Source organism: Microbacterium sp. CJ77 (genome assembly GCF_002911615.1).
In the GTDB taxonomy this organism is placed as follows: domain Bacteria; phylum Actinomycetota; class Actinomycetes; order Actinomycetales; family Microbacteriaceae; genus Microbacterium.
Genome location: NZ_PQBR01000025.1, coordinates 55,565 through 76,472, shown reverse-complemented (window position 1 = coordinate 76,472; position 20,908 = coordinate 55,565). Strand labels below are relative to the sequence as shown.

Annotated in this window: 20 protein-coding genes; 3 read left to right on the top strand and 17 right to left on the bottom strand. The window is 66.4% G+C overall.

The genetic code is table 11. From position 1 onward, the window contains the following. Positions 1-29: 29 nt before the first annotated feature. From C2868_RS15100 to C2868_RS15085, 4 genes are all read right to left on the bottom strand, one after another. A complete protein-coding gene (locus C2868_RS15100) occupies positions 30-1,454 on the bottom strand; it encodes an NtaA/DmoA family FMN-dependent monooxygenase (protein WP_100809733.1) in 1,425 nt (474 codons plus the stop codon). Positions 1,455-1,709: 255 nt separating this feature from the next. Continuing rightward, on the bottom strand, positions 1,710-2,654 hold the full coding sequence (locus C2868_RS15095) for a PDR/VanB family oxidoreductase (RefSeq protein WP_100809732.1): 945 nt from the start codon (positions 2,652-2,654) through the stop codon (positions 1,710-1,712). Continuing rightward, positions 2,651-4,330 (bottom strand): dihydroxyacetone kinase family protein, encoded by a 1,680-nt coding sequence (locus tag C2868_RS15090; protein WP_100809731.1) that lies wholly within the window; start codon positions 4,328-4,330, stop codon positions 2,651-2,653. The genes C2868_RS15095 and C2868_RS15090 overlap by 4 nt, the downstream gene beginning before the upstream one ends. Positions 4,331-4,386: 56 nt before the next feature. Then, entirely contained in the window at positions 4,387-5,592 is a 1,206-nt protein-coding gene (locus tag C2868_RS15085; RefSeq protein ID WP_100809730.1) for a cytochrome P450, read from the bottom strand. A 136-nt stretch (positions 5,593-5,728) separates the two neighbouring features. Here C2868_RS15085 and C2868_RS15080 point away from each other — a divergent pair, with 136 nt between their 5' ends. After that, positions 5,729-6,310 (top strand): MarR family winged helix-turn-helix transcriptional regulator, encoded by a 582-nt coding sequence (locus C2868_RS15080; protein WP_157813858.1) that lies wholly within the window; start codon positions 5,729-5,731, stop codon positions 6,308-6,310. Here C2868_RS15080 and C2868_RS15075 read toward each other — a convergent pair. The 5 genes from C2868_RS15075 to C2868_RS15055 all read right to left on the bottom strand — a co-directional run bounded on the left by C2868_RS15075 (position 6,297) and on the right by C2868_RS15055 (position 10,988). After that, positions 6,297-6,764, bottom strand: coding sequence for an HtaA domain-containing protein (locus tag C2868_RS15075; protein ID WP_100809728.1), 468 nt, complete (start codon positions 6,762-6,764; stop codon positions 6,297-6,299). The two genes, C2868_RS15080 and C2868_RS15075, sit on opposite strands and share 14 nt — an antisense overlap. 116 nt (positions 6,765-6,880) lie before the next feature. Then, entirely contained in the window at positions 6,881-7,516 is a 636-nt protein-coding gene (locus C2868_RS15070) for a biotin transporter BioY (RefSeq protein WP_100809727.1), read from the bottom strand. 5 nt (positions 7,517-7,521) lie between these two features. Beyond that, positions 7,522-8,925, bottom strand: coding sequence for an acetyl-CoA carboxylase biotin carboxylase subunit (gene accC, locus C2868_RS15065; protein WP_100809726.1), 1,404 nt, complete (start codon positions 8,923-8,925; stop codon positions 7,522-7,524). Next, positions 8,918-9,457, bottom strand: a complete 540-nt coding sequence (accB, locus tag C2868_RS15060) for an acetyl-CoA carboxylase biotin carboxyl carrier protein (RefSeq protein ID WP_100809725.1) — start codon at positions 9,455-9,457, stop codon at positions 8,918-8,920. The genes accC and accB overlap by 8 nt, the downstream gene beginning before the upstream one ends. Beyond that, complete coding sequence (locus tag C2868_RS15055; RefSeq protein WP_100809724.1) at positions 9,447-10,988, bottom strand: pyruvate carboxylase subunit B; 1,542 nt, start codon at positions 10,986-10,988, stop codon at positions 9,447-9,449. The genes accB and C2868_RS15055 overlap by 11 nt, the downstream gene beginning before the upstream one ends. Positions 10,989-11,107: 119 nt before the next feature. On the opposite strand from C2868_RS15055, the gene C2868_RS15050 reads away from it, so the two are divergent. Then, positions 11,108-11,863 (top strand): IclR family transcriptional regulator, encoded by a 756-nt coding sequence (locus C2868_RS15050; protein ID WP_100809723.1) that lies wholly within the window; start codon positions 11,108-11,110, stop codon positions 11,861-11,863. Positions 11,864-11,940: 77 nt separating this feature from the next. On the opposite strand, the gene C2868_RS15045 is transcribed toward C2868_RS15050, so the two are convergent. Beyond that, entirely contained in the window at positions 11,941-12,624 is a 684-nt protein-coding gene (locus C2868_RS15045; protein ID WP_100809722.1) for a carboxymuconolactone decarboxylase family protein, read from the bottom strand. A 10-nt stretch (positions 12,625-12,634) separates the two neighbouring features. Continuing rightward, positions 12,635-14,113, bottom strand: coding sequence for an NAD(P)/FAD-dependent oxidoreductase (locus C2868_RS15040; RefSeq protein WP_100809721.1), 1,479 nt, complete (start codon positions 14,111-14,113; stop codon positions 12,635-12,637). A 140-nt stretch (positions 14,114-14,253) separates the two neighbouring features. Between C2868_RS15040 and C2868_RS15035 the strand changes: the two genes are divergently transcribed. After that, positions 14,254-15,117, top strand: coding sequence for an SMP-30/gluconolactonase/LRE family protein (locus tag C2868_RS15035; protein WP_100809720.1), 864 nt, complete (start codon positions 14,254-14,256; stop codon positions 15,115-15,117). A 3-nt stretch (positions 15,118-15,120) separates the two neighbouring features. Here C2868_RS15035 and C2868_RS15030 read toward each other — a convergent pair whose 3' ends face one another. Genes C2868_RS15030 through C2868_RS15005 form a run of 6 tightly spaced genes read right to left on the bottom strand, consistent with a single transcriptional unit; the run spans position 15,121 to position 20,908 of the window. After that, a complete protein-coding gene (locus tag C2868_RS15030; protein ID WP_100809719.1) occupies positions 15,121-16,017 on the bottom strand; it encodes an IclR family transcriptional regulator in 897 nt (298 codons plus the stop codon). 35 nt (positions 16,018-16,052) lie between these two features. Further along, positions 16,053-17,009, bottom strand: a complete 957-nt coding sequence (locus C2868_RS15025) for a VOC family protein (RefSeq protein ID WP_100809718.1) — start codon at positions 17,007-17,009, stop codon at positions 16,053-16,055. Beyond that, positions 17,006-17,554: a nuclear transport factor 2 family protein gene (locus C2868_RS15020; RefSeq protein WP_100809717.1), complete on the bottom strand. Its 549-nt coding sequence runs from the start codon at positions 17,552-17,554 to the stop codon at positions 17,006-17,008. The genes C2868_RS15025 and C2868_RS15020 overlap by 4 nt, the downstream gene beginning before the upstream one ends. After that, a complete protein-coding gene (locus tag C2868_RS15015) occupies positions 17,551-18,372 on the bottom strand; it encodes an SDR family NAD(P)-dependent oxidoreductase (protein WP_157813856.1) in 822 nt (273 codons plus the stop codon). Before C2868_RS15015 ends, C2868_RS15020 begins: the two co-directional genes overlap by 4 nt. Beyond that, positions 18,369-19,379, bottom strand: a complete 1,011-nt coding sequence (locus C2868_RS15010) for an alpha/beta hydrolase (RefSeq protein ID WP_100809715.1) — start codon at positions 19,377-19,379, stop codon at positions 18,369-18,371. The genes C2868_RS15015 and C2868_RS15010 overlap by 4 nt, the downstream gene beginning before the upstream one ends. Next, positions 19,376-20,908 carry a sugar ABC transporter ATP-binding protein gene (locus C2868_RS15005; RefSeq protein ID WP_100809714.1) on the bottom strand — a complete coding sequence of 511 codons (1,533 nt, stop codon included), beginning with the start codon at positions 20,906-20,908 and terminating at the stop codon, positions 19,376-19,378. Before C2868_RS15005 ends, C2868_RS15010 begins: the two co-directional genes overlap by 4 nt.

Genomic DNA, 20,908 nt, shown 5'->3' with positions numbered 1-20,908 from the left:
CCCATCCGCTTCCGAACACGGGAACGCGATCAGTTGACCGCCGCGGAGGTTGCGAGCACCGGGTGCGCGGAACCCAGACGATCGTTGCCCGGAACCTCCGAGAGCCGCGCACGCAGGGTGTTACCGACCTCTCCGTCACGCAGCCGCCCGCGTTCGCGCAGGATCGGCAGGACCAACCGCCCGAAGTCCTCGAGGTCGTGCGGCGGGTACACCGGCTCGATCAGGAAACCGTCGAGGTCGGTGGCTGCGATGAGCGCCTCGATCTGGTCGGCCACCTGCACCGGGCTCCCGACGATGCGGAACCCTCGCGTGCCCCGGCCGCGCAACTGGTCGAGGATTTCGCGGACGGTGGGCGCATCATCCCCGAGGAATCGGTCGATGTTGCTCGTACCCATCTGACCGATCGGTCCCCCGGCATCCAGGACCTGGTGCAGCGTCTTGTCGGGATCGAGCGCCAGCAGATCGATTCCGGTGTTTCCGGCGTACAGCGACGCCACGATCTCGTCGGTCTGCATCGCATCGAACTCGGACTCGTACCGCAGGGCGTCCGCTTCGGTTTCGCCGACGAACACCGTCAGGCCCACCATCAGCTTCAGGGCATGCGGGTCGCGGCCGGCCTCGGCCGCAAGGCGGCGAATATCGGCCACCGCGCTGGCCGTGCGGGCGGGAGTCGTCCCCTGCACGAACACGCACTCGGCGTTGGCCGCCGCGAACGCCCGGCCCGCGGGCGAGGTACCGGCCTGGAAGAGCACCGGCGTACGTTGCTGCGACGGCGGAGAGCCGAAGTATCCGCGCGAACGATAGTGCTCGCCGTCGTAGGTGACGCGGTGCACTCCGCCACGTTGCGCGAACACACCCGCGGCGGAGTCGCCGACGAAAGCATCGTCGTCCCATCCCGTCTCCCACAGGCGGGAGGCGAGTTCGACGTACTCCGCCGCCATCTCGTAACGAGTGTCGTGCGGCACCATGCTGGCGTGACCGAACACGTCGGCAATCGCGTTCTGTGACGCGCCCGTGACGATGTTCCACCCGATTCGCCCGTTCGTCAGGTGATCGAGCGTCGAGAAGCGACGGGCGAGCTGAACCGGATGATCGAGACCCGTCGACTGCGTGATCACGAAGCCGAGACGGTCGGTGTGCTGCGCGAGGATCGGAATCAGGTAGTCCGGGTCGAGGCTCGGAAAGTTGATGCCCTTCTCGACCGCCACCCGTGGCAGATCACCGTCGATCAGCGGATAGCCGTAGCCGCCGGCGAAGAAGAGGAAGTCGAAACCGGTGTCTTCGAGGATCCGCACCATGCGGATCCAGTGCTGGGGGTCGAGGTATGACAGACCTTGACTGCGCGGATGCGCCCAGCTGTAGGTGCCGCCCACCTGCGGACCCATCACCTCGAACACTCCGAAGTGCAGTGTCTTCTGCACACCAGGACCCGTGAGGGGCTCGTTCAGGGACATGCGCTTCTCTCTCACTACGGTCGAAGACTCCGGCACCGAGACCCGCACGCATACTGCTCGGCTCGAGTGAATTGGTTAGTTCAACCGTAGGAATGTCCTGTTTCGACCACGTGACGCGATCGTGCGGACCTTGTTACGTTCTCGACCGCCTGCTGCACCATGCCCGTGAGGCCGCCTGCCAGATCCGTCCACGGCACCCGCGGCTGCCACCGACGTATCCATCGCTTCGGGCGCAAGCGAACCCGGGGTCGGTGCTCACAGTTCCAGGACGAGGCGCGTGCCCTTGCAGCGCGAAACACAGATCATCATGACCTCCGACTCTTCCCGCTCCTGCGCGTTGAGCACCGCATCCCGATGATCCGGCTCGCCTTCTACGACGAAGGTCTCGCAGGTACCGCACGTTCCGCCGCGACAGGACGACGGCGCGGGCACACCCGCCTCGGCCACCTTGTCCAGGATCGACTCGCCCGGCAGCACCGTCATGGTCACGCCCGTGAGCGACAACTCCACCTCGAACGGATGATCCGCCTCGGTCGCAACGAGGTTCGCGTTCGCGAACCGTTCGACGTGCAACGATGCACCCGCCGCGGCCGCTGCCTCTTCCAGCGCGTCGAGAAGTCGTTCCGGCCCGCAGGCATAGACGGGCGCCGTCCCTGCTTCCGCCACGATCTCCGGCAGCGCCATCCGCTGCCCCGCGGCGCTCACATAGACCCGGACGTGTTCGCCGAAGCGCTGCAGATCGGCACCGAACGCCATCGTCCCCGGCTCGCGTCCGGCATAGTGCAGGGTCCACGCCACGCCCGCCGCCTCCGCGGCCCTGACCATCGGCAGGATCGGGGTGATACCGATCCCGCCCGCCACGAACACCATGCGGTCCCGCAGCTCGAATCCGAAGAGGTCACGCGGCGAAGAAACGCGCACCAGCTGGCCCGGCCGCACATCGTCGTGCAGGTGGAGCGAGCCGCCCTCGCCATCGTCCTCGCGCAGCACGGCGATGCGATACGACGAGAGGTCGGCGGGGTCGCCGCACAGGGAGTACTGGCGCACGATTGGCGCCTGACCCACGCGGTCGATGTGGACGTCGATGTGCGCGCCGGGCGCCCAGGACGGCAGGGACCGCCCCTGGGGATCGGTGAGGACGAGACCCGCGATCCCACTCGCCTCGTCGACACGCGCGGCGACCTGCAGCGTGAGCGTCATGATTTCGTGGCGTCGCTCGCCAGCGCCTCGAATTGCACGGCAATCGCCACCGCACCGGGGTCGGGGACCCCGACCGCGCGGTCGCCGACGTAGCTGCTCCGTCCCAGCGAGGGCAGAAGCTGGGCCGTACCCGCCGCGCCCTCGCGCGCCGCGGAAGCGGCCGCCGCGAGGTCGCCGCGCGCGACGAGCGCGTCGACCGCCGGCTGCAGCGCATCGACCATGGTGCTGTCGCCGGGTGCGGCGCCGCCGATCTCGCGCACCATCGCGACGCCCGCAGCCGCGGCGCTCACCCAATCCGCCACGCTCGGCTCGCGATCGTCCGGAAGCGCGTCAGCCGCGGCCAGGACGAACAGGCTGTAGAGCGGACCCGAGGTGCCGCCCACCTCGCTCCGTATCCGCTCCGCGACGGCCCGCAGGAGCGCCGAGGGCGAGGACGATGCGTCGAGATCACGCTCCGCCGCGAGCAGCGAGCGCGCGCCACGAGCGAGATTGATGCCGAGGTCGCCGTCGCCGACCCGGCGATCGAGTTCGGTGAGTTCGTCCTCCGCACGCACGAGGGCATTCGCGATGGTGCGGACAGACGCGTGAGCTCTCTCCACGCCGTCGATGCGGTTGTCGTCACGCGTCGCCGAGGCTCGCGGCGGGAACCGCAGGACGGCGGGTGCCTCGAGCATTCGTGTGTGAGACGGGAAGGCGAGCACGTCCGCGGGCTCCGACAGGAGCTCGAGCATCTCGGCGTCCACGGCCGCGATCGTGACGGAGGCGCCCGGCATCTCCAGGGAGGTGAGAAACGGTCCGGCCCAGGTCATCCGCACGCGCAGCCGGCGCGACTCGAGTTCACGGAGCACATCGCCCTGGAGTATCCGCAGTTCGAGGTCCGGCGTCCCGCCCAACGAGTTGATCATCACGACGACGTCGCTGTCGCGATCCCACTCCCGATCGGCGCAGAGAATCTCGGTCAACCGGGCGGCGATGACGGCCGACGGGACCATCGCGCCCCGCTCCTTGCCTGCCTCGCCGTGGATTCCCAGACCCCACTCGACCTCGTCATCGCCGAGCGAGAAGTTGGCGCCCTGTCCACCCGGCACCGTGCAAGCGCCCAGTGCGACGCCCATGGTCGCCGCACCCGCGAGCACCCGCCGGGCGACCTCTGCCGTCTCCGAGAGCGACCGGCCGTTCTCGGCCGCCGCCCCCGCGACCTTGTGCACGAGCACCGTCGCGGTGAGACCGCGACGCCCCGCACGGGATGCATCCCCCAGGGCCGCGTCCTCGGCGACCAGAACCATCTCGACATCGAACCCGTCCGCGCGCGCCATCTCGGCTGCGAGGCCGAAGTTGAGGCGATCGCCGGTGTAGTTCTTCACGATCAGGAGCACGCCCGCGGATGTGGCGACCGCCCGGATGGCCGCGTGAATACTGTCGACCGACGGCGAGGTGAACACCGGCCCGAGTACGGCCGCGTCCAGCATCCCCGTGCCGACATAGCCGGCGTGTGCCGGTTCGTGGCCCGAGCCGCCGCCGGAGATGAGGACGACACGCTCGTCGGACTTGCGGAATCGGTCTGATCGGACCACGACGGGCCAACCCTCGACGCGCGCCAGATGCGGCGTGGACGCCACCAGGCCCTCGATGTAGTCCTCGATGAGCGCATCGGGTTCATTGATGATCTTCTTCATGTGTACCGCTCCGGGTCGTCGTGCACGGGCCCCATGTCATCTGCGGGCGACGGGGCTCAGACGAGCGTGACCCGTACGGGCAGCTCTTCGAATCCCCGCAACCAGTTCGAATAGAACGGAACGGGGTCGCCCGCGATCTCGATCGTTTCGACACGTCGGGCGAGCGCCGTCAGGAGGCACGTCGCCTCCATCCGAGCCATCATCTGGCCCACGCATCCGTGGATGCCCGTACCGAAAGCGAGGTGGCCGCTCGGATCGCGCGAGATGTCGAACGCGTCCGGATCGTCCCAGCGCCGCGGGTCGCGGTTCGCCGCGGCGAGGGACATGATCACCTTCTCGCCCGCCCCGATCGGTGTGCCACCGATCGCGGTCGCGCGCGATGTCGTGCGGCCGATGTAGGGGCTCGACGGAGTCCAGCGCAGCGCCTCTTCGAAGACCCGTCGCGCGAGGGTCGGGTCCTGCCGGAGCGCCGTCCAGGCCTCGGGATGCTCGGCGAGTGCCTTGAGCGTGAACTGGATCGCGAAGATGGTCGTGTCGACCCCCGCCGAGAGGAAGGTGCGGACCAGCATCCCGGCGTCTTCCTCGGTGATCTCGCCCTCGTCGACGTAGGCGTAGATCTTGTGTCCCAGACCGCTCGGGTCGAGTGCCTCGCGGCGCATCTGCCAGTTGACGAAAGCGGATGCCTCACCCGCGGCCTCGGCGGCCGCTGCGTAGAACTCGTTGCGCGGTCCCATCGCCTGAAAGTTCAGGTTCGAATAGGGCAGCAGGTGCTCGCGCCCCTCGGGCGAGAACCCGACGGCGTCCGGGAGCACGGTGAGCGGAAAGGCCTCGGCCAGCTCGGTCGCGGCGTTGAACTCCAGCTTCGGGACGACGGTATCGACGAGTTCGTCGGCACGCGCCTGGAAGTCCTCGGTCAGTCGGCGCACGACGCGCTGGCTGAGCACCGAGGTCATGATGCGGCGGTACTTCGTGTGTCCCGGCGGATCGTTCTCGAGGATCACGCTAGGCTTGCGCCAGTTCTCGGTCTTCTTGGTGTTCGTCATGCCTGTGCCCGCCGACGACTCGAAGGTCTCGTAGTCGCGGAACACGGCGTCGGCCACAGCGTAACGACCGGTGAACCACACCCCGTGCTGCTCGCTCCACACGACCTCGGCCGTCTCGCGGATCACCTCGTCCACGACCAGCGGGTCAGCGAGTGACGCCTGGGAGAACGGGTCGATCTCGAGGGTGGCGACCCCGCCCGCGGCCATTCGGTCACTCATGCAAACTCCCTCGTCCTTCGCCCATCACGTCATGAGCACTGAGATTCACCAAGATTAGATATAATCATGTTCAATATCAATCTTCTTGGCTAGACTCCCCGAACGGGACTCGGCAGACCCCGAGAGGATGTCCGGCATGAGCAAATACGTGGGCGCGTCGACCGAGGTGATGACGCGCGCCGGCGAGCAGGGGTTGGTCGCCGAGCGCCTGCCACACACGATCGAGCGGGACGACTACACCCCCGCGCTCCTGCAGCTGCTCTCGAACGTGCTGGTGTGGGGCGGATCGCGGGTCTTCCACCACCTGCACGGCATCGGCACCAATGAGTGGCGCATCATCAGCGCGCTCGGCAATCACCCCGGCGCGACATCGGGAGAGCTCTGCGACATCCTCGGCGTCAACAAGTCGATCGCATCCAAGAGCGTGAACGCGCTGCTGGACCGCGAACTCATCGCCCAGCTCAACGGCCCCCGTGGGTCCCGGCACCTGTTCCTCACCGCCCGGGGCGTGCAAGTGCACGACGACCTCATGCCGATCGCCCTCACCCGCCAGCAGATCCTCCATGACGCGCTCAGCGAAGAGGAGGTCGTCCTCCTGAACGAACTGCTGGTCCGCATGCTCGGCTCCGCCGAGGCGATGCAGCGCTACGAGGCGGACGTGCTCGCCGGCGTGCTGGACGTCGGTGCCGGACCGGCAGAGACATCTAGCTCTCGTTGAAGCGGATCCGCAGCGGGTCGAAATCGCTGCCCGGCAGGTAGTTGTACATGAACAGCGCGTCGGCCGTCGATGCCAGTCGCGTGCCGAACATGACCACTCCCGTGTCGCTTTCCACGATCTCCGGGGCAACCAGGTCCACGAGCGCGAGGCGCACGTCGTGAGATCCTTCGGATGACGCGGGGTCTGCGATCGTCAGGGCGCGACCGTCGATGCGAACATCGATGAGCGGCACCAGCAGGGCGCCGACGTGGGCGCGCAACACGACCGATCCATCCAGGCGCAGCACACCGTGCTCGTCCACCCGCCCCGTCATCCGCGCACCGGCGGGGAGGGAGAAGGTCGCACGCCCGGACGTTTCGACCTCGAAGTCCGGCGCCCCCGCCATATAGGTCAGGAGTGACGCGCGGATGCCCCACTCGACGACGGCGTCGGTCTGTGGCGGCAGTCCATTCACGCGCCGACTCTACCGTCGGCGAGAACCAGCGGTTGACGGGTTCTCCCCGCACCCACACGGTGCCTCGCGAACCGCGGCGACGGTTTGTCGCCCGACCGCGTGAGTCGCGGACGCTCTCAGTGTTTCGCGCGATCCGCGGCTCGTACGAGCAGCCAGGCCCCGGGGATGATCAGCGCTGCGAAAGCGGCCTTGATGAGGCCCGGCACCACGAACGGCCAGACTCCAGCATCCAGGACTCCCGACAGCGTCACGTCAACGCCCATCACTGTTCCCAGGATCACGGCCAAGTACGGCACACCGATCAGGAACGGCACGATCGAGGCACCGACGAAGCCGACGAACGCGAGGCCGGGGTTGCGGTCCCACGCGCGCTCTGCAACCCAGCCAGCGAGATAGGCGGCGGGGATGAACCCCAGGACGAACCCGAACGAGGGCGCGAGCACGTAGGCGGGTCCCGCCGTCGCGCCGGCGAAGACCGGCAGACCCGCGAGCCCGACGAGCATGTATGTCGTGAGCGATGCAGCCGCGCGCTTGGCTCCGAGAGCAGCTCCGACGACGATCACGCCGAGCGTCTGCCCCGAGATCGGCACGGGGCCGATGAAGAACGACACCTTGGCCAAGAGCGCGACCAATGCAACGCCGGCGACCACGAGGGCAACGTCCACGGCGAAGGCGCGAGCGCGGCCCGCGGGTCGCGCGATGAGATCGGCGAGCACGGCCTGACGGGTGCTCGGATTGCTGGCAATGGACATGACTGTCACTCCTTACTTCCGGGGGCGACGAGTGTCGCCACAGGCGGGGTTGATACGCGGGCAGCGAGATGATCTGCCACGAAAGCCGTGTTGAACTCGCCGCTGCGGAACCGCTCGCTCGCCACGATCTCCTGATGGAATGCCGCGGTGGTCGTGACGCCGTCGATCTCCATCTCACGGAGCGCGCGCAGCGTGCGCTCGATGGCTTCGTCGCGGTCCGCTCCCCAGCAGATGAGCTTGCCGACCATGGAGTCATAGAACGGGGGGATCGTGTATCCCGACTCGATGTGAGTATCGATCCGGACGCCGAAGCCCCCGGGTGCGCGGAAGCGTGCGATGGTTCCGGGGTTCGGAGCAAAGCCGCGCTCCGGGTCCTCCGCATTGATACGACACTCGATCGCGTGGCCACGCACGACGATCTGCTCCTGCGTGAGGGTGAGAGCCTCGCCGCCCGCGATCTTCAGCTGCAGCTTGATGAGGTCGATGCCCGTCACCATCTCGGTAACGGGGTGCTCCACCTGGATTCGCGTGTTCATCTCGATGAAGTAGTACGCCCGCTCGATGTTGTCGTAGACGAACTCGATCGTGCCGGCGTTCCGATAGCCGACTTCCCGGCACAGCGCCACCGCCGACGCCGCGAGCGCTTCGCGCACCTCGGAGGTGAGCACCGGCGAAGGCGACTCCTCGATGAGCTTCTGATTGCGCCGCTGCGCCGTGCAGTCGCGCTCGCCGAGATGGAGGGTGGTCTCGCCGTCCGAGATCACCTGCACCTCGATGTGACGGATGTCGGTGAGATAGCGCTCGATGTAGACGGACGGGTCACCGAACGCGACCTCGGCCTCCGCCATGATCGCGGTGAGATCCTCCTCGAGGGTCTCCGCGGTCTCGACGACGCGCATTCCCCGTCCTCCACCGCCCGCGGAAGCCTTGATGAGCAGCGGGAACCCGACATCGCGCGCGACGCTCAACGCCTCGGAGAACTCCGTGACGGCGCCCAACGAGCCGGGGACCGTGGGAACGCCGGCTCGCCTCGCGATCTCCGTCGCCTCGATCTTGTCGCCCATCCGTCGGATGACGTCCGACGCCGGTCCGACGAAGCGCAGTCCCTCCGACTCGCAGAGAGCCGCGAAGTCCGCGTTCTCGGACAGAAAGCCGTAACCGGGATGGATGGCGTCGACACCGAGCGCGAGAGCCGCTCCGACGATCGCTTGCGGGTTGCGGTAACTCTGGTTGACCTGCGCGGGTCCGATGCAGATGGCCTGATCTGCGAGCTTGACCGGGAGGGACCCCGCGTCTCCTTCGGAGTACACCACGACACTGCGGATGCCGAGCTCCTGGCACGCGCGGACGACACGCAGAGCAATCTCACCGCGGTTGGCGATGAGTACGCTCTTGAGCTTTTCAGGCATCGCGCCGGATCACCAACATCGGCTGGCCGTACTCGACCGTCTGATTGTTCTCCACGAGGATCTGCGTCACGACACCGGCGGCGGGCGCCTCGATGTTGTTCATGAGCTTCATGACCTCAACGATGCAGAGCACCGCCCCGGCCTCGACCCGGCCGCCGACCTCGACGAACGCGGGTGCGCCCGGCTTCGGCGCGGCGTAGTAGGTACCGACCATGGGCGCACGGACGAGCACCTCGTCGGCGGCGAGCGAGACGTCGCCGCTCGACCCGCCTGTGTTCGCGGCGGCCGGTGGCTCCGGCGCGGACGCGGCCGCGGCAGGCAGCGCGGCGGGGGCTGGGGGGGCCGGCACGGGCTGCGCGACCGGAGCAGGGGTCGGGACGGGGGCCGCGGCGGGACCCCTCGTGCCCTCGTTCCGCGTGATGAAGAGCTCGACGTCGCCGTACTTGAGCGTCAGCTCGCGCACGTCCTCGCTGAGGTTGACCCAGTCGATGATCGCCTTGAGTTCTTTGATGTCAGGGGGGTTAAGCGGCATCTCGTGCTCCCTTGTCGATGCTGATGCGGATGTCTCCGGCGCTGAGTTCGCGACGGCCGGACGCGGTGGCGCCTGCCAGTGTGCGGATCAGGTCGAGGACCGGCCAACTGATGTTGTCGGGGTTGCCGCCGGCGGCGACGGCAGCCTTCATCTCGTCCACCTGCGCGCCCGCGAACATCGCGCGCAGCAGAAGAGTGTCGATGTCTTCATCCGGGTACTGGGCCCGGAGGTCGTCGAGCATCGGCGGAATGACGGTCGGTGGTTCGAGGGGGATATTGGCGGATCCGTTCGCCAGGATCTTCTCGAGTACTCCGGGATCGATGTCGGCCAGCAGCGTGCCGAAATAGCCGAGGGCGTACTTCTTGATCTCGTTGGGCACCACCGAATATCGGTCGCCGGTGATGACATTCATGACCGCCTGTACACCGACGAACTGCGCGAACGGGGTGATCATGATCGGGTATGCCAGTTCCTCACGGACCCGGGCTACCTCGACGAGAAGATCGTCGTACCGGTCGGACAGACCCGCGGTCTCGAGTTGCGAGCGGAAATTCGCGAGCATGCCGCCCGGGATCTGGTGCATGTAGTGGAGTCCGTTGTACTCGACGGGCGCGCCGACGGCCTTTCCCTCCGTCTCGGCGATCTCGAGGAGTCGCTCACTGATGCGATCGACTCGATCGAGGTCGACGTCGACCTGGTATCCGAGTGCCCGCAGATCGCGCACGAGCGTCTGGGTGGACGGCTGCGCGTTGCCGGTGGCGAGCGGCCACACCGACGTGTGGATCTGGTCCGCGCCGAGTTCGACGGCCTCGAGGCAGACGAGCGGGGCGAGACCGGTGAGTGAGTGAGTGTGGACTTCGAGGATGCGGTCGCCTATGACCTCCCGGAGGGCGGGGACGAGGGTGCGCACGCGGTCCGGGGTGAGCAGGCCCGCGGCATCCTTGAGCATGATCGCGTCGACGTCCGCTTTCTCGATGAGCTCCTGCGCCTTACGCACGAACAGCTCGTCGGTGTGCACGGGGCTCTCCGAGAAGGACACCGCGCCGAAGGTCGATGCGCCGAGCTCCTTCGCGCGGACGAGGGCCGGAACGATGTTCCCCATGTCATTGAGGCCGTCGAACGAACCGATCACGCGGAATCCGTTGGCGTAGAGCCGTTCGACCCATGCCTCGATGATGTCGTCCGGGAGGAAGTCGAAGGCGGCGATGTTGCGCGAGCGGATGAGTGCCCGAAGGCGGGTGCGCGGCATGGCCTCGTGCGCCAGACGCACGCGTTCCCACGGGTTCTCCTTGAGGTAGCGAACCGCGACGTCGAACTGAATGGGAGCGACGAGGTCGACCTGCTCGAATCCCGCCTGATCGTAGTCTTCGGCCATCGCGAGGATGTGCTCGGTGCGCATGCGGGTCGCCCACAGGCTCTGATGCCCATCCCGCAGGGAGGTCTCGACGATCTTGATCGGCCGGCGGCTGTTCGCGGGTCGACCTCCCCCGCTCATGATCGACGTGATCGACTCCGCGTTCGTCGTTGACATCGCAACCCCTCGTCGTTGAAGTCTGAGTCCCGTGGCGCCGTCCGGCCGAACCGCGATTCGACACCCGTGCTCTCGAATTAGCACCGACACTAGCGGCGTTAGACGCAAAAGCAAGTAGAGTGACTTGCGTGGAGCGCAATTTCGAACCCATACAGTCGGTACACAGGGCTCTTGCCCTGATCAAACTGGTCCTTGACGAGGGCTCCTTGAGCGTGACCGAGGCCGCCTCTGCGCTCGATGTCAATCCATCTACCGCGCTTCGGCTGCTGAGAACGATGGCTGCCGATGGCTTCGTCGTGCGCGGTCCGCAGAAGCGCTACCACGTGGGAGCCACGCTCCGGCATGCGCACGGTGCGTTCCCCCAGCCCACGCTGGTGATGACGCTGCGCCCATTCCTCGAGCAGCTGTTCGCACGAACCGACGAGACCGTCCACATCGCGACTCTCGCCGGGACTCAGATCCAACACCTCGACGGCATCGAGGCGACATCGCACTCACTCCGATTCGGCCTGCGCGTGGGCGTTTGGCTCCCCGCCCATCGGACATCCGCGGGCAAGGCGCTCCTCGCCGAGCTGCCCGATGAGGAGATCGACGCTCGTTACAAGATGGCGCTCGCCAGTCCGCGCGGACGGCACATCGATGTCGATCTTCCGTCACTGCACGAGCAGATCGATGATGTTCGCGACACACGAATCGGATGGAACTTCGAAGAGAGCGAGCCCGGCATCGCCGCGATGGCCATCGCGACAGGAGAACTCAACGGCCAGCACGCAGCGATCAGCATCTCGATGCCGATCGCGAGATTCACCCGAGAGAAGGGCGAGAACTGGTCTGCGGAACTCATCCGTCTCGTCGACGAGCTCCGAAGCGCCTAGGCGTCACGGAATCGTCTGCGGAACATCTCGACCATGACGGTTTCCCTCCGATGCAACCGCCCGTTTCGAGGCTTGGACTACCCGGGAACCTGCTCGCCCAGGGCGGCGATGCCCGCAACGTACGATTTCACGCCGATGAGAGAGGTTAGTTCGAGCGTCGCCATCACTTCTCGCGGGCTCGCGCCGAACGCAAGCGCGAGCTCGATGTGACGCTGAGCGTTCGCGTACATGTGCGTCGTCGAGGTGTCGATGGCGGTGAAGATGAGTTCGCGAGTCTTTGCGTCGATCTCGCCCTCATAGGCAAGATCCTGGAACTGCGCGCTCGCCTCGAAGAAGTCGGGGTCGAGCCGAAGCAGCGGCTCGAAGACCTCGGGCCAATAGCCCCGCCGCTCCAGCATCTCCGCTTTGATCCGCGCCTGACGCGCGGTCAGTTCTCCCTCGAAGGCCTCCGGCGCGTGCGCGGCCAAGGCCGGTGCGCCGATCACGATGGTGTGCATGCCGAGCACGCTCGCCAACTGGAGCACCTCGATGAGCTGACGCTCTGATGCCCCGGCATCGCGAGCCGCGGCGATGTGCTGGCGCATCGCATCTCGGTCCAGGTGCGTGACCGCTGCCGAAACCGCCAATCCGATCAGATGCTGTGTGAGCACATCGAGATGCGCCGGATCAGTCGCCGCGGCGACCATGGCGCGGTGAGCCGCGGCGAACTGGGGCGAGAGCGCCGACGACTCGTCATCGAGACCGTAGTCGAATACGGACACGAGCGACCTCCTATCTCTGGAGACTGATACCGCGCATCGGCGCGAGCTTGGTCTTGATCAGGAAGCGCAGATGACTCATCGGCCACTGTGTCACGTTGCGTCCGGATTCGGCGAAATAGTAGTTGTTGCACCCCGCCGAGAGGGCCGACCACTTCATCTCGTTCTTCTCGTCGACCCACTTCGTGAAGGACTTCATCGCCTTGCGCGAGGTGACCATGATGCGCCCCTTCTTCTTCATCGCCGCACACATCCGAGCGACGAGCTCGGCCTGGCGTTCCAGTTGCGCGGTCATGGGGCCGCCGCCGTTGGTATTCGGGCCGTACATGATGAACAGGTTCGGGAACCCGGCAACCGTCGTACCCACGTAGGCCTCCGGGTTTCCATTCCAGGCCTCCTGCAGGCTTACTCCGTCAGGTCCGATGACGGGGAGACTCGACAGGTACTCGGTGGCCTTGAAGCCGACCGCGAGAACGACGACATCGAAGTCCCTGCGTCCCCCTGCGACATCGACGAGGCCCGTTGGCGTCACCGCTGAGACCGCCGCGGGGACCACATCGACATGCGGCTGATTGAGCGCGGGATAGAAATCGGACGTCTTCACCGGACGCTTGCAGCCGTAGGGGTACGTCGGCGTCATGATCTCCCTCAAGGCAGGGTCCTCGATGGTCCGGTTGATGAGGTCACGGCAGCTCTGCTCGAGCTGCTGGTGCTTCTTGGATCCCACGGTGAAACCGGAGAGATAGGTGCTGATCGAGTGAAAGGCGCGCAGACGCTGCATCTTGATGCCCAGCCCACCCCTGGCCAACTCCGCCTGCCGTTCGGGGCTGAACACCTCGACCACCCGCGGAAGCACCCAGTGCGGCTCACGCTGGTAAAGCGTGAGATGCGCGACCTGAGGCGCCAGTGCCGGAACCAGCTGAGCGGCCGTCGCACCCGTTCCCACGACCGCCACCCGCTTGCCCGTGGGGTCGAGTTCGGCAGGCCACTGCGAACTGTGAAACATCGTTCCTTCGAAGGAGTCGAAGCCCGGCCACTGCGGCAACGCGGGATCACTGAGCATGCCGACGGCACTGACGAGCACGTCGTAGTGTTCTCGCTCGCCGGTGCTCAGGTGAAGCTCGTAGCCGCGCGTCGCGTCATCCCACACTGCTTTCTCGATCTCGGTGGAGAACCGGAAGTTCGATCCGATGTCGTAGTTGTCGATGACGTCTTGAACGTACTGCTGCAACTCCGGCTGGGTTCCGTGGCTCCGCTTCCACCCGTACGGCATGAACGAGAAGGAATACCCGAGCGAGTCGGTGTCCACCCCACAGCCGGGATAGGTGTTGGCCCACCACACCCCGCCTGGCCCCTCCGCCTTTTCGAAGACGGTGAAGTCGATGCCTCGCTTGCGGAGATTGACGGCAGCCGCGACCCCACCCAACCCACTCCCGACGATGGCAACTCGAAAAGTCCGACTATTGGGGTCTTTAGACGCATCCCTGAGCATATTTGGATAGTAACACGAACGGACGTTTAAATAACTGATCCTACTGATCGCTTTATTGGTTGCTTCGATCGACTATCGCCGATACGCTCGGCTGAGGGTGAAGGCGTGCGGACGCGCCTTCGGATGAACGGAGACGAACCATGTCACCTCTGCAACCTCGACTGGTCGAGACGCCGCGGCTCATCTTTCCGGAGGGCCCTCGCTGGAAGGGCGGGAAGCTCTGGTTCACCGACGTGCACGCAAAGGCCGTCTACACCTGGGAGCCGCGCACCAGCGCGATGGAGAAGATCGCGGACGTCGAAGGGTGGCCGGCCGGCATCGGCTTCCGCACCGACGGGCGGATGATCGTGTCGTCCATGCTCGACGGCCTACTCCTTCAGCAGGATGGCCACGGCGGTCTCGAGGTGCTCACCGATCTCAGCCCGCTCGCGACGCCGTTGTTCGGAATCCTCTACATCAACGATCTCGTGGTCGACTCACGCGGCAACTCCTACGTCAACATCTATGGACTCGGCGGCGAGCAGGACAACGGCGGCATCGCACTCGTGCGCCCCGACGGCGAGATCGAGATCGTGGCCGAGAATCTGGCCTTCCCGAACGGGATGGTGGTCACACCGGACCTCCGCACACTCATCGTGGCCGAGCTGCACTCCGATGTCCTCACCGCGTACGACGTAGATGACGACGGTCGACTGTCGAACCGCCGGCTCTGGGCGCAGATCCCGGGTGCGACCCCGGACGGCATCTGCCTGGACGCCGAGGGGGCCGTGTGGGTCGGATCAGCGTATACGGGCCACTTCTACCGGGTCGCCGAGGGGGGCGATGTCTTGGCCGACATCGTCATGCCCGACACCTGGACCGTCGCGCCCGCGCTCGGAGGCGACGACGGGAAGACCCTCTTCCTGATGACATGCGTGGCCACCCGTGAAGAGCAGGCCGCGGGAAAGGGCAAGGGCTATCTGCACCAGCTGACCGTGGATGTCGCCGGCGTCGGCTGCCCCTAGCGTTCAGAAGACCGGAGATTCCGCGTAGATCGTCCCCGGGCGGCGACCGTTGATCTCACGCATGACCTGATCGGCCGAGCGCATCACGGCGTTCGAGAGCATCGGGAGATCCTCCGCCGTGTAGTCCGAACCGGGAATCAACGTCAGGATGCACAGCAGGCGCGATTGGGCATCGAAGATGGGCGTCGAGATGTTGGCCAGCCGCTTCGATGCGTCAGGCTGCTCATCGACGAGGTACTCCTGCTGGGTCAGGTTGGCGAGGATGGTGGCCATGCTCACCTCCTCGATGTTCCCGGCTGCGCCAACCCGATCCGAGCTGTAGAGCTCGCCCATGTCCGAGATCGCGCTCACCATGTAGGTCACGATGTACCCGCGCGCCTGCGCCATCCGAAGCACCTTGCGGAACTTCGCCTTCCGGTTGTTCTCGTCATCGGGCAGCCGCGCCAGCCACTCCTCCATCTGCTCCTCACCCGCCCAGGCCATGAAGGCGCTCCCCATCGGCGGAATCATGGGGAGACGCTGACCGGCCTCGACCGCCAGGCCGAACGGCTGTGGCACACCGGCGTGGAACACGATGAGCGCCTGGTCGTCGGAGGCAACCGAAGCGATGCACTCGGCCCCCAGAGACGTCGCGAGGTTCTCGATCTCCTGCTGAAGGAGTTGTGCGGCGGGGAACTCGCGCTCGGCCGCCCTGCCCAGTGGGATGAAGGCGGGGCCGAGGGAGAACTTTCCGTCGGTGCTCGTGACGTAGCCGCCGTATTGCAGACGCTTCATGATGATGTGCCCGGTCGCCTTGTTCAGTCCCAGTTGCCTACTCAGTTCGGACAGGGTGTACGACTGCCCCACATGGGTCGCTAGGAAATTCAGAACCGTAAACACACGATCAATTGCAGACGCCATACCTCAACCTAATCATCAATTTTCTGACCGACTGACTACGAGTTTGACACGTCCCCGTGCACAATTGGCGCATCCGTGTAAAACCCCCACGGAACACCGATCGATTGCGCCGGATCGGAAACGATCGCCGTCTCTGATCGATGGAGCCACGGGATACCGCAGCGCTCGAGTGTTCGGGCGACGCGATCGAGGTCATCGACGAGGAATCCGATCGAGTAGTACGAGTCGAGCGGATCCCTTCGGGCGAGGTCTGCGGCGAGGTGCGACGTTTCGTCCAGTGGCACGGCCAACTCGTGAGTGTCATCACCGATCCGGACGAATGTGCTCTCCGAGCCCCAGACCGGATTGTGCCGCACGTCCACGATCTCACCACCAAGGATGCCGACGAGAAGACGGAGCGCGCGCACCGGATCCCTCGTGGCGACGGTGTGGTGCGAGGTCCTCACGATGGCCAGCGGGTCGTGCCGGCTCACCGGCGGCAAGGACCAACCCGGCGCGGACCGGTGGTCGTAGGGTCCGATACTCGATGCGGGGTAGAACTCGTACCGCAGTCCCGTGTCCTCCTGAAGCGTCCAGAACAGGGGCGCGGACTTGAAGGATGCGGAGGGGATCACCGGCGAATCGACGACCTGATTCCATTGGTCGGTCAACCGGATCCCACCGGCCCGGCACCTGTCCCAGATCTCCTGAATTCCCTCCCCGACCCCCCACCCATAGCCGTCGAGGTGCGGACTCTCGATCGACGGGTATCGCTGCACGCCGCCCCAGACGTAGCGCGCCGGGTCGAGCGAATCGAAGAACAGATCCGCGATCGGCGTGAAAGTACAGTAGTCCGCGGGGAATTCCGGGGGCTGCTGGACGAGTCCCGCCATGATCAGGCTGTGCCGGGGGAGGCTGTGGCGGCCGAAGACCGTACGGAAGAACCGCTCCACTTCTCCGAGGTCGGTAACCCGGTGGCTGGGGTGGTAGATGCGATCCAGGAGTATCGTCATGGCTTCCTGCCCCGGTTGCCGCGCACGGACGCAAAGCGATCGTAATCCTCCGGAAGCGCCTCGTGGCGGTGGCCAAGCGCCGCCGAGACGTCCCGCCGGCCGATGAGCCACTCCCCGTCGATCCGCTCCAAACGATCGAGGTAGGTGCCCGTCGTGCCGTACATCACCCCGTCGGTCGTCTGTGCCACGCTGTAGAGGTACGAGATGGCGGTCGCGCGGTCGTTCGTTTCGAAGGCGATCTGCGTGCTCAAGACCAGGTGCCGCCGCTCTCCGAGCGCTGCGACCAGCGATCCGATGGATGCCGCGATCGCGGCGCGTCCGTTCGACTCACCGAGGAGGTTGTTCAGCACGCCATTCGGCGCGAAGAGTCGTGCCACGGCGTCGATGTCTCCGGCGTCGTAGAAGTAGGCGTAAGAGTCGAGGACGAGCCGGATCGCTTCGCGGGACTCTATTCGCTCGACCCTCGCCGCGAGCGCCGTGGGGCGTCGGCGCGCCTGGGCGAGGACCTCTCCGGCCGCCGCGTAGAAAGTGCTCGCGTCCCTCATGCTCCCGAGGCCCCTCCGTCGACAGAGATCGTGCTGCCTGTGACGAATGACGCGAGGTCACTCGCGGCGAACAGGGCCGCTCGCGCGACCTCGTCCGGCGATCCGGCCCGGCCCATGGGAATACCGGCGATCGCGCGATCCATCATCTGGGTCCACAGCCCGCGGTCGGTCGAGGAGTCCTCGCCGCTCCCATCGGCCAGTGCGGTGGCGGTCACCGACGGGGCTATTCCCACCACGCGCACGCCCGCGCTGCCGAGTTCGGTGCTGAGCGCACGGACGAGGCCGTTCACCCCGTGCTTGGCTGCGACGTAGTGACTGCGCCCGACCCTGCCACGGAAGGCGCTGAGCGAGGTGATGAGGATGATGACCCCGCGAGACCGGTCGGACATGACGCGCGCGGCTTCGCGCGCGCAGTAGAAGCTGCCGTCGAGGTCGACCTTCATCACCGTGTCCCAATCGTCATCGCTCATCTCGAGCACACCGACGGTGCTGACCACTGCAGCGCAATTGACCCAGATCTCGAGCGGATCCCGAAACGATCCGGCGGCTCCGGCCAGTCGCCGCACCGACCCGGAGTCGGCCACGTCCACCTGCGCCGCAGCCGCCGTGTGTCCCCGACGGGTGATGGACTCCGCGACCCGCTCAGCACGGCTGAGATCGAGGTCAGCGACGACGACCGCGGCACCCGCCTCGGCGAGACGAGACGCCACTGCTTCACCGATACCTTGACCGGCCCCGGTGACGATCGCGGTGCGGCCATGCAGGCTCAGCAGATCGGCCAGGGCGGGCTGCCCGGTGCTCAAGAAGGTGCCGGTCACGTGGTCTCCTCTCCATGGTGGGTTCCCGAGCGAACGATGTCTCGTTCTGGGAGGGTGATGTCTCGCACGAAGCGGCCGATCGCGTCGAGAGCGCGCTCGGTCTGCGGATGTTCGCCGAACAGACTCACGAAGCCATGGATCATTCCCGGGCAGTCGACGATCTCGGAGCGCACACCCGATCGCGCGAGGCGCTCCGCGAATTCCACACCTTCGTCGTGCAGGGGGTCGAGCTCGGCCACGATCGTGAGAGTCGGTGGAAGGCCCGACAGCTCCTCGGCATCATTCGGGGAGAGTCCGGCGGGCGAGGGCGCATCTGCCGGCACGGCCCCGGCATACTGCTCCCAGAACCACTCCAACTGCGCGGCCGTCGTGAGAAAGCCCGTGCCATGGCGCCGGTAGGAGCGGGATCGGCGAGAACGATCGAGCACGGGGTAGATCAGGACCTGATACGCGGGTAGTGAACCGAGGCCGTCGCGGCCCAGAAGCGCCGCTGCTGCGGCGAGGTTGCCACCCGCGCTCACCCCGATGAGGCCGACATCTCCGGAGATGCCCAGACTCTCCCGGCTGCGCACCGCCCAATCGATCATGGCGGATGTCTCGCGAAGGGCCGCGGGATACGGCGACTCGGGGGCAAGGGCATAGTCCACGCTGAGGACGGCCGTGCCGGTGAGTTCTACCAGTCGGACGCAGAGTTCGTCATAGTGCTCCGGCCGGCCTGCCACCCAACCACCGCCGTGCAGGAACACCGAGATCCCGTTCTCCCCCGCGTATCGCGCCCGATACAACCGCGCCGGCCTCTCGGCAGGGCCGCCGGGGGGTGCGATGGACTCGATGGTCACGGTGTCAGCCGTGCCGAGGGAACGCACCGGGAATCCGTCCCGCAGCCGCATCAGGTACGCGGCGGGGCGATCCCGATCGTCGTCCGAGAATTCCCTCCCACGGTGGGCGAGGACATAGCGCGCGACGACTGGATCGAGGGACCCCTGATGCTCCCCGTCCGGGCTCATGACGCCACCGCGCGCTGGATGCTCGCAACGATCGCCTCCGAGGTCACGGTTCCCGTATGGGTGTGCATCTCTTCGGCGATCCGGCCGTCGTGGAAGACCAACACCCGGTCGCTGGCCTCGACGAGTTCCTCCAGCTCGCCCGAGGCGATGAGGACGGCGACCCCTTCTGCGGCGAGCCGCTTGAGGATCTGCATGATCTCGTCCTTCGCGCCGATGTCGATCCCCTTCGTCGGCTCGTTCGCGAGAAGCACACGGACCGGGTGGTGCATCCAGCGCGCGACGAGGAGCTTCTGCTGGGTACCCCCGGAGAGCTTGCCGGCCGCGACCCCCCAGCGGTGATCCGGGACGCGGAGACCCTGGGCCGCCTTCCTGCCGTATCGCTCCTCGCGTCCGCGGGGCAATAGGCCTGCCGTGGAACAGGCCCAGAGGTCGGTGAGCACCACGTTGGATGCGGAGGTGAGCTCGGGCACGACACCGGTACGGCGGCGATCATCCGAGATGTATCCGATTCCTCGGGTCTTCGCCCGCCGCGGCGTCCGCGGCAGCGGAATCGAGCGTCCGTCGATTGTCAGTCGTCCCGTGGCCCGTTTGACATCCCCGGCGAGCGCTCGCAGCACGTCATGATGTCCAGCGCCGACGATGCCCGTGATCCCGACGATCTCGCCGGGTTTCAGATCGAGGTCGATGCCGTCGACGAGGTGCGGAATGCGCAACTCGCGCAGGCGCAGAACTGCCTCGCGCCCTGGTTCGAGTACGGGACGTGCGACCGGAGTCGCCGATACCGACTCGGTGTGACTCGAGCCGCGGATTGCGGTCCCCAGCTCACGAGCGGTCCAGTCTGCCGTGCCGCGGTCGTCGACGAGTCGGCCGTCGCGGAACACGGTGATTCGATCGGCGATGGCCAGCACCTCGGGAAGGTCGTGGCTCACCAGAATCTGCGTGACGCCCTGTTCGCGCAGTCGAAACATGACGCCCGCGAGCGCCCGCCGCTCCCGGAAAGTGAGGGAGGCCGTGGGCTCGTCGTAGATCACGAGCCGGGGATCCCCCAGCTGCGCACGGAGGATCTCGAGGATCTGCTGATCGGCGATGGGGAGCGTGGACACGGCGACATCCGGTGTGATTCGCACCCCGAGTCGCTGGCCCAGCTCGCGAAGCGTCTGCCGCATCTCCTTCTCGGAGAGGAAGCCCGCCCTGTTCCGCCACTGACCGAGGAAGAGGTTGGCCTGTGTGCTCAGCGTCGGTACGAGAGTGAGCTCTTGATAGATCATCGCAACACCCTCGGACTTGAGCGCCTTCGGATTCCCGACGGGCGAGGGCTTGCCGAAGAGCGTCACCGATCCCGCCGTCGGCGTCACCTTCCCGGACAGAATGCCCGCCATCGTCGATGTGCCCGCCCCGTTCTCACCCACGAAGGCGTGAATGAGGCCTGCCGGAATTCCGAGATCGATATCGGTGAGCGCGTGCGTTCCGCCGTACACCTTGGAGACTCCCGCGAACCGCACGGCCTCCGTCACTTCTGTTTGCAGCAT

Excerpts from the sequence above, each read along its gene's own strand:
- C2868_RS15085 (WP_100809730.1), bottom strand. The coding sequence starts at position 5,592 with ATGAGTGACCGAATGGCCGCGGGCGGGGTCGCCACCCTCGAGATCGAC.
- C2868_RS15035 (WP_100809720.1), top strand. The coding sequence starts at position 14,254 with ATGTCACCTCTGCAACCTCGACTGGTCGAGACGCCGCGGCTCATCTTT.
- accC (WP_100809726.1), bottom strand. The coding sequence starts at position 8,925 with ATGCCTGAAAAGCTCAAGAGCGTACTCATCGCCAACCGCGGTGAGATT.
- C2868_RS15100 (WP_100809733.1), bottom strand. The coding sequence starts at position 1,454 with ATGTCCCTGAACGAGCCCCTCACGGGTCCTGGTGTGCAGAAGACACTG.
- C2868_RS15090 (WP_100809731.1), bottom strand. The coding sequence starts at position 4,330 with ATGAAGAAGATCATCAATGAACCCGATGCGCTCATCGAGGACTACATC.
- accB (WP_100809725.1), bottom strand. The coding sequence starts at position 9,457 with ATGCCGCTTAACCCCCCTGACATCAAAGAACTCAAGGCGATCATCGAC.
- C2868_RS15055 (WP_100809724.1), bottom strand. The coding sequence starts at position 10,988 with ATGTCAACGACGAACGCGGAGTCGATCACGTCGATCATGAGCGGGGGA.
- C2868_RS15010 (WP_100809715.1), bottom strand. The coding sequence starts at position 19,379 with ATGAGCCCGGACGGGGAGCATCAGGGGTCCCTCGATCCAGTCGTCGCG.
- C2868_RS15040 (WP_100809721.1), bottom strand. The coding sequence starts at position 14,113 with ATGCTCAGGGATGCGTCTAAAGACCCCAATAGTCGGACTTTTCGAGTT.
- C2868_RS15020 (WP_100809717.1), bottom strand. The coding sequence starts at position 17,554 with ATGAGGGACGCGAGCACTTTCTACGCGGCGGCCGGAGAGGTCCTCGCC.
- C2868_RS15095 (WP_100809732.1), bottom strand. The coding sequence starts at position 2,654 with ATGACGCTCACGCTGCAGGTCGCCGCGCGTGTCGACGAGGCGAGTGGG.
- C2868_RS15080 (WP_157813858.1), top strand. The coding sequence starts at position 5,729 with ATGAGCAAATACGTGGGCGCGTCGACCGAGGTGATGACGCGCGCCGGC.
- C2868_RS15005 (WP_100809714.1), bottom strand. The coding sequence starts at position 20,908 with ATGCTGCAAACAGAAGTGACGGAGGCCGTGCGGTTCGCGGGAGTCTCC.
- C2868_RS15070 (WP_100809727.1), bottom strand. The coding sequence starts at position 7,516 with ATGTCCATTGCCAGCAATCCGAGCACCCGTCAGGCCGTGCTCGCCGAT.
- C2868_RS15025 (WP_100809718.1), bottom strand. The coding sequence starts at position 17,009 with ATGACGATACTCCTGGATCGCATCTACCACCCCAGCCACCGGGTTACC.
- C2868_RS15030 (WP_100809719.1), bottom strand. The coding sequence starts at position 16,017 with ATGGCGTCTGCAATTGATCGTGTGTTTACGGTTCTGAATTTCCTAGCG.